This is a genomic window from Geobacillus zalihae (genome assembly GCF_030414215.1).
GTDB lineage: Bacteria > Bacillota > Bacilli > Bacillales > Anoxybacillaceae > Geobacillus > Geobacillus zalihae.
This window is the reverse complement of the sequence record NZ_CP129217.1, coordinates 888,588-900,325: the sequence shown is the minus strand read 5'-3', so window position 1 is coordinate 900,325 and position 11,738 is coordinate 888,588. Positions and strand designations below refer to the sequence as shown.

Annotated in this window: 12 protein-coding genes; 5 read left to right on the top strand and 7 right to left on the bottom strand. The window is 51.9% G+C overall.

Annotated elements, in window-relative coordinates; all coding sequences use genetic code 11:
• Positions 1-3: 3 nt before the first annotated feature.
• Positions 4-1,044: a YkvI family membrane protein gene (locus QWV57_RS04670; RefSeq protein WP_083509273.1), complete on the bottom strand. Its 1,041-nt coding sequence runs from the start codon at positions 1,042-1,044 to the stop codon at positions 4-6.
• Positions 1,045-1,213: 169 nt separating this feature from the next.
• Positions 1,214-1,960, bottom strand: coding sequence for a FixH family protein (locus QWV57_RS04665; protein WP_060788062.1), 747 nt, complete (start codon positions 1,958-1,960; stop codon positions 1,214-1,216).
• Between the two features lie 267 nt (positions 1,961-2,227).
• Between QWV57_RS04665 and QWV57_RS04660 the strand changes: the two genes are divergently transcribed.
• From QWV57_RS04660 to hepT, 5 genes are all read left to right on the top strand, one after another.
• Positions 2,228-4,363, top strand: a complete 2,136-nt coding sequence (locus QWV57_RS04660; protein WP_301100854.1) for an ATP-dependent Clp protease ATP-binding subunit — start codon at positions 2,228-2,230, stop codon at positions 4,361-4,363.
• Between the two features lie 221 nt (positions 4,364-4,584).
• Complete coding sequence (locus tag QWV57_RS04655) at positions 4,585-5,097, top strand: hypothetical protein (protein ID WP_020754942.1); 513 nt, start codon at positions 4,585-4,587, stop codon at positions 5,095-5,097.
• A 21-nt stretch (positions 5,098-5,118) separates the two neighbouring features.
• Entirely contained in the window at positions 5,119-5,718 is a 600-nt protein-coding gene (locus tag QWV57_RS04650; protein ID WP_033005529.1) for a hypothetical protein, read from the top strand.
• A gap of 186 nt (positions 5,719-5,904) precedes the next feature.
• A complete protein-coding gene (gene mntA / locus QWV57_RS04645) occupies positions 5,905-6,312 on the top strand; it encodes a type VII toxin-antitoxin system MntA family adenylyltransferase antitoxin (protein ID WP_020754944.1) in 408 nt (135 codons plus the stop codon).
• Positions 6,302-6,721, top strand: coding sequence for a type VII toxin-antitoxin system HepT family RNase toxin (gene hepT / locus QWV57_RS04640; RefSeq protein ID WP_033005519.1), 420 nt, complete (start codon positions 6,302-6,304; stop codon positions 6,719-6,721). Before mntA ends, hepT begins: the two co-directional genes overlap by 11 nt.
• 27 nt (positions 6,722-6,748) lie before the next feature.
• Here hepT and QWV57_RS04635 read toward each other — a convergent pair whose 3' ends face one another.
• The 5 genes from QWV57_RS04635 to QWV57_RS04615 form a co-directional block, all read right to left on the bottom strand.
• Positions 6,749-7,402, bottom strand: a complete 654-nt coding sequence (locus QWV57_RS04635) for a TetR/AcrR family transcriptional regulator (RefSeq protein WP_033024961.1) — start codon at positions 7,400-7,402, stop codon at positions 6,749-6,751.
• Between the two features lie 11 nt (positions 7,403-7,413).
• Positions 7,414-8,439: an ABC transporter permease gene (locus tag QWV57_RS04630; RefSeq protein ID WP_020959100.1), complete on the bottom strand. Its 1,026-nt coding sequence runs from the start codon at positions 8,437-8,439 to the stop codon at positions 7,414-7,416.
• Entirely contained in the window at positions 8,436-9,164 is a 729-nt protein-coding gene (locus tag QWV57_RS04625; RefSeq protein ID WP_301100846.1) for an ABC transporter ATP-binding protein, read from the bottom strand. Before QWV57_RS04625 ends, QWV57_RS04630 begins: the two co-directional genes overlap by 4 nt.
• Positions 9,165-9,295: 131 nt before the next feature.
• On the bottom strand, positions 9,296-9,814 hold the full coding sequence (locus QWV57_RS04620; protein WP_301100844.1) for a GNAT family N-acetyltransferase: 519 nt from the start codon (positions 9,812-9,814) through the stop codon (positions 9,296-9,298).
• Positions 9,815-10,043: 229 nt separating this feature from the next.
• Positions 10,044-11,738, bottom strand: a complete 1,695-nt coding sequence (locus QWV57_RS04615) for a M3 family oligoendopeptidase (RefSeq protein WP_301100842.1) — start codon at positions 11,736-11,738, stop codon at positions 10,044-10,046.

Here is an 11,738-nt window from a genome sequence, read left to right as displayed (position 1 = left end):
CATTTACCGGCGCGGCAGCTGCCGGCGCCAAAGAAGCCACAAAAGCACAAGACTCATATAACCAAACAGCGGATAGATGAATGACAGCAGCTCCCCGTAATGAAACGGGCTGACCGCCGCAAACAGCAAAACGAGCAGCACGCCCAGCCATTTCCCGCCAAGCGGCGCCCAAACGCGCACTTGGCGTGCAAGTCCAAACATGCCGCCGATGACCGATGTAAAAATTTCTCCGTAAATGACGACGACATAAAGCCAATACAACACAGTAAAAAACGTATGAACGACTTCGGCCATTGGAATATCATAATCGTCCTTGTGTGGAAACGACAGCAGCACCATATGGTTCAACAGCAGCAAAACCGTCAACACCATTCCGCCTAACATCGCTCCGCGCCTCACCGCTCGCTCATCGGTCGCTTCGCGGGCGATGGGGACAAGCACCGCTTGGGCCATCGCCAAGTTAAAGGCCGCATAGGAAAACGGGGACAACATCGCCTTGAGGGAATAGTCCACCGCAGCCATGTCCGGACGGCACAAATCGCCAGCCACGATTGTTTTCACAAAGGCGATGGCGCTGAACAGCACCATCATCGGCGCGACGAACACGTTGACGCCAAACAGCCCTTTGCGGTCAAACAACATGACAAGAAGCGCCAAACCGAGCGTCAGCGTGACGCCCGCCTGCCTCGGCCAGCCGATCTGCTCTTCAAACACGGCACCCGCCCCGGCGATCATCACCGCCGTCACCCCTGCGATCATCACCGTCATCACGAGCGTCACAAACGGGCTCAACATGTTCCCGAACAAATAGCGATTCAATTCATCATAGGACGCGGCTCCAATGCGGCGCGCCATCACCATGAGCCGCGCGCCTCCCCATATAAACAAACAACCGCTGATGATGATGCCAACCGTTCCAGCCGTCCCATAACGAGTGAAAAATTCCATAATCTCTCTTCCGGTCGCAAATCCTGCCCCAATCACCGTTCCAACGTAAACAGCAGCGATTTGCCACGCCTCCGACCACTCGTGTCTCTTGCCCAAATCCTCCATCTCCCTCTCTTGTCCGTTGCTTTTCCATATATATGTATATGTCCGGCATGGACAAGAAAGACGACAGAACGAAAAAAGAAGGCATCCGAGACAAGATGCCTTCTCACACACCGCAAACTCTCTTCATTAATATGGCATGCGATGTGAAATCGCGTTTCCATCAATGAACTGTCACGTGTTCGACTTGATGTTCGTGCAGCCCGCCGCTTCCTTCGACGTGCACTTTCACCGAATACGTTCCTTTGTTGGCAAACGTGGCCATGGCTTCGTACTCGCCGTTTCCTTTTTCCTTTGCATCGACAAATTCATGCTTATTGTCCGCCTGCCAAATCTCAAAACGAACGGTCGCACCTGTCAACGGCTTCCCATCTTTGGAGAGGCGGACGGTCAACGCCGCCGGTTTTCCGGCTTCGAACGAACGGGACGACAGCGAAATGGCGACGGCGCCATGATGATTTTCTTCAGCACTGCCTTGGGAATTTTCGCGCGCACCGTCGGCCGTCGCCGCCTGTTCCGGGCTGCCGGCGACAATATCTTTCTTCGGCATGTTATGCATGTCGCGCGCCGTCACATGGGCGACCACCGAATATGTTCCCGCTTCGGTGAACGTTTTTTCCACCGAGTATCGGCCGTCGCCGTCATGCTTCGCTTCAAGCATTTCCCGCTCGTCGCTTCCATGCTTCCATACTTCAAACTTGACTTCGTTCGCATCGTCTACTTTTTCGCCGCCGTACGTCACGACGCAGGCGAGCTTGGTCGGTTTGTTCAAATCGATATGATCCGGCGCATCGATTTTCACGTCAAGCACGGCCGGCGTCTCGGCTTGCTTGTTGTGATTTGTACAAGCAGCCATGATCATCATCCCCAAAAGTACAACAGCAAACGCGAAACCAACCTGTCTTCTCATCTTCACCTTTCTCCTTTTTCCTTCAAATTCATGATCATCATGAGCACCAAAGACGGAGTCTTTTCCGCCTCTTTTTCTGTTTTTCACTTTATCATAGCTTTGCCGCACCTACATTAGTATTCACCATTTTTTCAAAAACATTTCATCGTTATTACAATTTTTTTGTACAAAACACTTGAAAGTCAAAAAAGGTCAAAGTATAATAAAGTCAGAAAGTCAAAGAAAGTCAAAGTCAAATCCCGAATAAGAGAAAAGGGGGTATGTCTCATGCTATGCCAAGCATGCCAACAACGTGAAGCAACAGTGTTTGTCAACTTGCAATGGAACGGGGAAAAACAACAACTTCACCTGTGCCATGAATGCTATGAAAAGCAAAAACAACAACTGTCCATTCCGATGAACTTCGGCTTTTCACCGTTTTCCTTTGATGACTTCTTTACTAGCCCGTTCACAGCCGCCAACGCCGGAATGAGCGCGCCGAAAACGATGGCGAAGCGCCCGCAAAGCCATGGCGGTGGATTTTTGGATCAATTCGGCCGCAACTTGACGCAAATGGCGAAAGCGGGCTTGATCGATCCGGTCATCGGCCGCGACAAAGAAATCGCCCGCGTGATCGAAATTTTAAACCGCCGCAACAAAAACAACCCGGTGTTGATCGGGGAGCCGGGTGTCGGGAAAACAGCCATCGTTGAAGGGCTCGCGCTGAAAATCGCCGAAGGGCAAGTGCCGGAAAAACTATTGAACAAAGACGTGTACTTGCTTGACGTCGCTTCGCTTGTCGCCAACACCGGCATCCGCGGTCAATTTGAAGAGCGGATGAAGCGGCTCATCGCCGAACTGCAAGAGCGGAAAAACATCATCTTGTTCATTGACGAAATCCATCTGCTCGTCGGTGCTGGAGCCGCTGAAGGCTCGATGGACGCGGGCAACATTTTAAAACCGGCGCTTGCCCGCGGGGAACTGCAAGTCGTTGGGGCGACGACACTCAAAGAATACCGGCAAATTGAAAAAGACGCGGCTCTTGAGCGCCGCTTCCAACCGGTCATCGTCCACGAGCCGACCGTTGAGGAAGCGATCGCCATCTTAAAAGGCATTCAGCCAAAATATGAACAATTCCATCATGTCCGCTATACGGACGAAGCGATCGAAGCGTGCGTGAAATTGTCGCACCGCTACATTCAAGACCGCTTCCTCCCGGACAAGGCGATCGACTTGCTTGACGAGGCCGGCTCGAAAGCGAACTTGCGCCTCGGCCCGACCGATGAAAAGCAGCTGCAAGAGCGGTTGATCCAAATCACGAAAGAAAAAGAACAAGCGGCGAAAGAAGAAAACTACGAATTGGCGGCGAAACTGCGCGATGAAGAGCTGAAGCTCGAAAAACAACTCGAGCAAGGCGTCAACCAAGAACGCCCTGTCGTCGATGCCGCCGACATCGAACAAATCATCGCCGAGAAAACCGGCATCCCGGTCGGCAAGCTGCAAGCCGATGAAAAAGAAAAAATGAAACATCTTGAAGAACACTTGGCGAAAAAAGTGATCGGCCAAGCGGAAGCGGTGAAAAAAGTCGCGAAAGCCATTCGCCGCAGCCGCGCCGGCTTGAAAGCGAAACACCGCCCGATCGGTTCGTTCTTGTTCGTCGGCCCGACCGGCGTCGGGAAAACGGAGCTCGCCAAAACGCTCGCCGAGGAGCTGTTTGGCACAAAAGACACCATGATTCGCCTCGATATGAGCGAATACATGGAGAAACATTCCGTCTCGAAGCTGATCGGTTCGCCGCCGGGCTATGTCGGCTTTGAAGAAGCCGGCCAGCTGACGGAAAAAGTGCGCCGCAATCCGTACAGCATCATCTTGCTTGACGAGATTGAAAAGGCGCACCCGGATGTACAGCACATCTTCTTGCAAATTTTAGAAGATGGCCGCCTAACCGACAGCCAAGGCCGCACCGTCAGCTTCAAAGACACGGTCATCATCGCGACAAGCAACGCCGGTGCGACCGACAAAAAAATCACCGTCGGCTTTGAAAAAGAGGGCAACGGGCAAACAAGCGTCCTTGACTCTTTGAGCGCCTACTTCAAGCCGGAATTTTTGAACCGCTTCGACGCCATCATCGAGTTCAAGCCGCTCGAAAAACAGCACTTGCTCCAAATCGTCGATTTGATGCTCGCTGACGTCAAAGCGGCGATGCGCGAACAAGGCATTGAACTCGAAGTGACCGAAGCGGCGAAAGAAAAACTGGCCGAACTCGGCTACCATCCGGCCTTTGGCGCCCGCCCGCTCCGCCGTGTCATCCAAGAGCATGTCGAAGACAACATCGCCGACTGCCTGCTTGACGCAAGCAGTCCCGTGCGCGCAATCCGCATCGACGCAGAAGGGGACGCCATTGTGGCGAAAATCGAATCATAACTTACAACAGAGGATCCGCCGAACATCAATTTTGCTTTCGGCGGATCTTTCTTTCCAATGGACCGTTTATCAAACCGATTTTTCACCTCGATTCAGTCAAGCACACTTTTAGTGAAGGGGTGAATATTTTATAAAATAATTTTTTTGGAAATATTATTGACACTTACTTTTTTTTTTTGCTAAAAATAAGTTATAAATTCTAAATATTAGGAGGGATTGTGATGTTCAAAAGAAAGATGATTCAAACCATTAGTCCGATTCTTTTGGCTGGATTGCTTTCTCTTACCCCATTTAATAAGACAGAAGCAGAAATCAATCCAACCTATATCCCTTATGATGGATATGAATACGTTCACAGCACAGATACAAGAGGGCTGACCATTTATTGGACTCATACCCACGTAAACAACAAATCTACTACTGACACTGTTTCCCACACAGTCAAGAGAGAAGCGTATGCAACCGCTACTGTTTCTTCGTCGTCCACATTTAACGAGATGGTCCTGGAAGTAGGAATTAGTACGGAAGTAAGTTTAGGAGCGCGGGTGGAAAAAACAACAACTGTTACTTGGACGATCCCTCCTTATTCCACCTATACCCTTCGATATGGAAGCCGTTGGGTGAAAGCGACCGGTAAAGAAAATTACTACAGCAGAGGAACTCTCATCAGCTCGAAAACCGTCAGCGGACAATGGACATATGAGGGATATTCCGACAGCATTAAACAAAACTAAACACTCATGAATGGTGATTTTATGAGCAAAAAATTTTTCCATCCCCTTTTCATCTGCTTTCTCTTGCTGGCGGCGTGCGAACGCGGACACGACCCCGCCCCTGTTGCGCCGCATCCGGTGGAGAAAGCGAAGCAGGAACATGAAAAAGCGGAGACGGAACAAAAGCCGTTATCGTTGGAACAGAAATTTCTCCCTCCGCATTTTCTAGTCAATCAATTTATTGCAAAGGCGACAAGTCGATCGATCGAGCTGACGATTCATTACACCATCTCGGAACAGCTGTACCGTTTGCTTGAACAGTATCGAGATTACTATTTCGTCATTCAATATCCAGAGGAACTCTCGCGTCTGACCCATGTTGACCGTTCCAACGCTGTCAAAGGCCCTTTGCCGGCAAACGGACAGTTATCATATACCATCACCATTTCTTCCACTTGGACAAATGATATACCAAAAGATTTGATCAATCGAATCAATCATGGAGACTTGCGGTACAATCTTCTCATTTTGGACAAAGAACGGTTCCCCGTGCATATTTTCAATGATGTTCAATGGTACCAATCGTTCGACCCAAACAAAGGATCCAGCGTCATTTCGGAAGACGGTGGTGCAAGAAAATGACGGCCGTTCGGTCAAACGTTTTCATCGACCGCACGTCCGTTTCTTGAGGTCAGACTCTTTCGCACGAATAAAGGATTTTCGCTGTAAAAAGGGGCGGTCGCCATCGCCTCTTTTTCTTTTTCCGTCTTTTCTCCAGGAACGAAAAAATTTTGCTATAATGAAGAAAAACGCAAGGGGGCATCGCGATTGCCAAACGAAATGGAGACGATCATCATTCAGACGCTCCGCCCGGCTCTTCACCCGTTCGTCATCTACCTGTTCGGTTCAGCCGCCCGTGGGGCGATGCGCTCGGACAGTGATGTCGATATCGCCTTTGTCAGCGACGGCGAACCGCATGATCCGTATGAGCTGTTTCGGCTCGCGGGGCATTTGGCTGACAAGTTAGGGCGAGATGTCGATCTTGTCGATTTGCGCCAAGCCAGCACCGTGTTTCAAGCGCAAGTCGTCTCGAGCGGAAAGGTGATCGATTGTTGCGACGAACGGAAACGAATGGAGTTTGAAATGAAAACGTTGAAAATGTATGCAAAGCTGAATGAAGAGAGGGCGCCAGTATTAAAACGAATTGCAGAAAGTGGGTCGGTGTATGAAACATGATGTGATTTTGAATAAGGTCAGCATCATTGAACGATGTCTGAAACGAATTGACGAAGAATATGACCACGACCCCCAAAATTTACAAAATTATACAAAACAAGACTCGATCATTCTCAATTTACAGCGGGCGTGCGAGGCATGCATCGATTTGGCCATGCATATCGTGGCCGAGCAGAAATTCGGACTGCCGCAGCATAGCCGCGATGCGTTCGCTCTCCTCGAAGAACATGGGGTCATCTCCCCTTCCGTAAGCAAAAAGATGAAGGCGATGGTCGGATTCCGCAACATCGCCGTTCACAACTACCAACAACTGAACCTTGGCATTTTGCAAGCCATCATCGACCACCATCTCGATGATTTTAAACACTTTGCCAAAGCCATCCTCGATTATGCCAAGAAAAACGGCTAGGCCGGCTCCCACGCGGAAGCCGGCCGGTTAGCGCCGCAGACCGTTCATCAACACGTGAATCGTCCGCTCCATTTCCGCCTCATCGTCCCAATGGTGATCAGGCAAAAGGAGAAAGCGGGCGGCCAAAAAGCCGGTGAGCGATGTGATCGTCAAGCGGATGACCGAATCAACCGGCAGCTCGGCCAACTCCCCTTTTTCTTGAAAATGGCGGACAATACGGGCAAATTTTGGATACACGTGCTCTGTAAACACGCGTTGAAAGCACTGTTTAATCTCGGAATGAAAGGCAACCTCCTGCCAAAGCACGCGAATCGCCGGCAAATACGTTTTCACAAAGGTGTAGCGGTTGGCGAGCACCGCGCGCAAAAACTGTTCATACGTCTCATATTCGTTATCAAACACTTCGCGGACGAATTCTTTCGCCAAAAACGGGGCGACGGAATGAAACAACGTCGGCGTGACGATGGCCAGCAATAAATCTTTTTTCGTCTTATAATGGCGGAAGATCGTCCCTTCCGCCACCCCAGCCTTTTTGGCGATTTCGCTCGTCGACGTCGCCGCATAGCCTTTCTCGGCGAACATTTCAACGGCAGCTTCCAAAATTTTTAGCTGCTTTTCGCTGAACTGCCCTTCCTTGCCGCCGATTTGCAGCAATTCCTGAATCCATGAATGCTCGCTCATTGCTCTACCCCTTACAGCTTGCGATATTTTTTCAGCGTTACTACATTTAGTACCATAAACAGCAGCGTGAAACCAAGCAGCACGTATACGTCAACAGCGATAGCGCTCCACCCCTCTCCGCGCACCATAATATCGCGCAGCGCATCCGCCCCGTAGTTGAGCGGCATGACGACGCTCAGCGAACGCAGCCATTCTTCCATCGTGTCAAGGTTGAACAAGCCGGAAAAAAACACTTGCGGCACGACGACAAGCGGGATAAACTGCATCATTTGCAGCTCGTTGTTGGCAAACGCCGACAGCAGCATCCCGAGCGCCAGCGCCGTCATCGCCAGCAAAAACGTAATGAGCAGCACATACCCGAACGAACCCTCCATCATCATGTCGAGCACATCAATAGCAAACCATGAAATTAAGCTTGCTTGAATCGTCGTAAACAGCCCGAACCCGACCATGTAGCCGGCGACCATTTCCCAGCGCCTGAGCGGCGTCGCCATCAACCGCTCGAGCGTCCCATTCGTCCGCTCACGCAAAAACGATACCCCGGCGATCAAAAAGACGAAAAAGAAGATGAAAAAGCCGATGAGCACCGGGCCGAAATAATCAAACGACGCCATGTCGCTTGACCCGTGCCAATACGTTGTTTTCAACTGAAACGGGGGCTTGGGCGCCATGGACTGAAACGCCTGCTGCACCGCGGCCATCACCGCCTGATTGGCCGTCGGGTCGCTTCCTTCCAGCGTAAGGTGCGGAGCGCTTCCGCCCATGTCAAGCCATGCGTCAATATCTTGGCCGTCCAGCTGCTTTTGCGCTTGTTTTGCTGACAGCTCGTTCACGTTCGCTCCCGCTTCTTTTAACTTATCAACAACCGCCTCAGGCACATTGTCGCTGACGGCAATGGCTGGTTTGTATTCCTCCCCGTTGAATACTAAATCCATTAACAACAAGACGAACATCGGGGCGACAATCATGAGCGCCAGCGTGCGCTTGTCGCGGAAAAACTGGCGGATGATGCGGACAACCATCGCCAACACTCTCATCGCCGGACACCTCCAAACGCCAAAAACGCTTGTTCAATCGTTTCCGCGCCTGCTTTTTGTTTCAACTCATCCGGGCGGCCAACGGCGATCAACCGACCTTCGCGAATCATGCCAAGCCGCCCGCACTTTTCCGCTTCATCCATCACATGGGTCGTGACGACAACGGTTGTGCCGCGCCGGCGAATCCGCTCGAGTTCCGCCCAAATCGATTGACGCAGCACCGGATCGATGCCGACCGTCGGCTCATCCAAAATGAGCACGTTCGGTTCATGAAGCAAGGCGATCGCCAGCGACAGCCGGCGCTTCATCCCTCCTGAATATTGGTGCACCGGCTTTTTTCGATCATTCGTTAAGTTGACAAGCGCCAGCATGTCATCGATCCGCTCTTTTTGTTTTTTCCCTCGCAACCCGTAGATGGAAGCAAAAAATTGCATGTTCTCCAGCGCGGTCAATTCTCCGTACAGGGCATCCGACTGGGCCATAAAGCCGATCCGCTTCATGGCGCCAAGATTGGGCATATTCACGCCCAGCACGCGAATCGTCCCTTCACTCGCTTGATCAATGCCGGCGATCATGCGCACCAACGTCGTTTTTCCTGCACCCGACGGGCCGAGCAGGCCGAAAATTTCTCCCGCGCGGACATCCAACGACACATCGTCGATGACCACTTTTTTTCCAAACCGCTTGGAGACACGCTCGACTTGAATACATGGATTGGCGGTCATTGCTTTTCTCCCCCCTCTGCTCAGTAGTGAGTAATCACTCATATATAGTATAAAAAAGATAAACCCTTTCGTAAAGTGAGTAATCACTCACAAAATGAATTTTTTAAGCTGCCGACGGTTCGGCAGCCCACCTACTGTTCCATCAATTGGACGTCTCGCCAGCCGTAGCACCACTCCCATAACGCTTTCCCTCCGATTTCCACCCTTTCCTCGGCCACTTTTTCACCGCCAAGCCGTTCGTAAAAACCGCGTGACGGATTGTCGGCAAGCACCCAGACAGTCAGCGAATGAATGCCTTTTTGCGTCAAATCGCGGGTCAACGCTTGAACGAGTTGCCGGCCGAGCCCTTTTCCTTGCACCTCTTTAAGCAAATAAATCGCATACAGCTCCCCGTCATACTTCGCTATCGGACCGTCGGCTGCCCGATTTGGTCCGCCGGAGACAAATCCAACGACGCGCCCGTTTTCCTCGGCGACAAACACAGAATGACCCGATTGGCTGAGCACCTTCTCCCATAAGGGTTGTTTTTCTCCCACTGACAACGTCTCCAAGTATGCGTCTGGCACGATGCCGCTGTATGTCGTCTTCCAACTTTCAACGTGGACCGAAGCGATGGCCGGTGCGTCGGCCCATGTGGCTTTACGGATCATCGTTTTCCCCCTTTTCCCCAGTTTGATAGAAGTTTTCAAATTGAACGCTCTCCCTCCTACGCTTGAGCTTTGAGGTGGGAGATTCTTGGGAACACCCGCCCCACAGCAGGCTGTCAACCAAGCCATCCCCACCCTCTTCTGCTCACGTGTGGAAGTGGGGGTCTTCTCGGCGCGAGATGATAAAGAAAAGCAGGGCGGTGCCGTTCCCGCCCGCCTTTTTTGCTTCTTTTTACAAGGCTTTGTCATCGACGCTGTCGAGCCATCGTTCAATATGGCCGACGACCGAAGCGACCGCCCCGTCAGCAAACGGCGACTGTAGGTTGGCGCTTTGGACGAGCTCGGTGAACGGCCGGCTGCCGCCCAATCGACAAAGCGCCACATAGTCGCGCCACGCCGCAGCCCGGTCGTCTTGCGCCCGCTTCCAAAATTGGAACGCGCACACTTGCGCAAGGGTGTAATCAATGTAATAAAACGGGTCGGTGTAAATGTGCCCTTGCCGCTGCCAAAACCCGCCGCGCTCAAGGTAGTCATGGCCGGCGTAGTCTCTTGTCGGCAAATACACGTTCTCGATGTCACGCCATGTTTTCTTCCGCTCAGCTGGCGTCATATCCGGGTTCTCATAGACCGCGTGCTGGAATTCATCGACCGCCACGCCGTACGGCAAAAACAAAAGCGCGTCGCTCAAATGGGCGAATCGGTATTTGTCGGCGTCGTCGGCGAAAAAGAGCTCCATCCACGGCCAGGTGAAAAACTCCATGCTCATCGAATGGATTTCACACGCCTCAAGCGTCGGCCAGTTGTATTCCGGAATGTCGTAATGGCGGCTTTCATACACTTGGAACGCATGTCCGGCTTCATGGGTGAGCACATCAATGTCGCCGGACGTCCCGGTAAAGTTCGAGAAAATAAACGGCGCCTTGTAATCATCGATATACGTGCAATAGCCGCCGCCCGCCTTTCCTTTTTTGGCGACGAGGTCCATCAATTCATGTTCGACCATATAGCGGAAAAACTCGCCTGTTTCCGGCGACAGCTCTTCATACATGCGCCGGCCGTTTTCGACGATCCAGCTGGCATCGCCTTTTGGCGCCGGGTTGCCGGTTGAAAACATAAACGGCTCATCGTAATAGTAGAGCTTCTCGACCTTGATGCGCTGCCGCTGGCGCTCGCGCAGCCTGGACGCGAGCGGAACGATGTGTGTTTTCACTTGCCGGCGGAAATTGGCAACCATGTCGGCATTGTAATCGGTCCGTCCTAAACGGGCATAGCCGAGCTCAACAAAGTTTTTGAACCCAAGCTTCCGGGCGATCGCTGTGCGGACGTGGACGAGCTCATCATACAGCTCATCGAGCTCTTTTTCGTGGTCCGTGAAAAACGAAAACCGCGCTTCGCTCGCCCGTTGGCGCATCGTGCGGTCCGGCGACTCGACAAACGGCTGCAGCTGGGCGAGCGTCCGCTCCTCTCCTTCAAACATGATTTTCGCCGATGCAATGAGCTTCGTATATTCGCTGGCCAGCTTGTTTTCTTTTTGCAAGTCTTCGACAACCGCCGGCGCGTATGTTTTCAGTTGCGTTTCCGCCAACGCAAACAGCTGTTTTCCCCACACTTGTTCCAATTCAGCGCGGAACGGCGAGGAAACAAGCGCGCGGTAATAATCGTTGACGAGCCCCTTGACGACCGGCTCGGTTTCGTCGAAAAAGTCCTGTTCTTGTTTATAAAATTCATCGTTTGTATCAATCGTATGGCGGATGTGGCAAAGGTTCGCCATCGTGCTGTAGCGGCGGCGCAGTGCATTGATCCGCTTCATCGCCTCGTGCTGCAAGGCGGCGCTCCCGGCACGGCGGAACGAATCAAGCGCTTCTTGAAACGATGCTTGCAATTGAGCGATGTCCGGCCGCTCGTAACGAAATTCGGAAAACTTCAT

Bases quoted from the DNA above. Each gene is read 5' to 3' on its own strand.
- QWV57_RS04665 (WP_060788062.1), bottom strand. From the start codon at position 1,960: ATGAGAAGACAGGTTGGTTTCGCGTTTGCTGTTGTACTTTTGGGGATG.
- QWV57_RS04660 (WP_301100854.1), top strand. From the start codon at position 2,228: ATGCTATGCCAAGCATGCCAACAACGTGAAGCAACAGTGTTTGTCAAC.
- QWV57_RS04655 (WP_020754942.1), top strand. From the start codon at position 4,585: ATGTTCAAAAGAAAGATGATTCAAACCATTAGTCCGATTCTTTTGGCT.
- QWV57_RS04650 (WP_033005529.1), top strand. From the start codon at position 5,119: ATGAGCAAAAAATTTTTCCATCCCCTTTTCATCTGCTTTCTCTTGCTG.
- hepT (WP_033005519.1), top strand. From the start codon at position 6,302: ATGAAACATGATGTGATTTTGAATAAGGTCAGCATCATTGAACGATGT.
- QWV57_RS04635 (WP_033024961.1), bottom strand. From the start codon at position 7,402: ATGAGCGAGCATTCATGGATTCAGGAATTGCTGCAAATCGGCGGCAAG.
- QWV57_RS04630 (WP_020959100.1), bottom strand. From the start codon at position 8,439: ATGAGAGTGTTGGCGATGGTTGTCCGCATCATCCGCCAGTTTTTCCGC.
- QWV57_RS04625 (WP_301100846.1), bottom strand. From the start codon at position 9,164: ATGACCGCCAATCCATGTATTCAAGTCGAGCGTGTCTCCAAGCGGTTT.
- QWV57_RS04620 (WP_301100844.1), bottom strand. From the start codon at position 9,814: ATGATCCGTAAAGCCACATGGGCCGACGCACCGGCCATCGCTTCGGTC.
- QWV57_RS04615 (WP_301100842.1), bottom strand. From the start codon at position 11,738: ATGAAGTTTTCCGAATTTCGTTACGAGCGGCCGGACATCGCTCAATTG.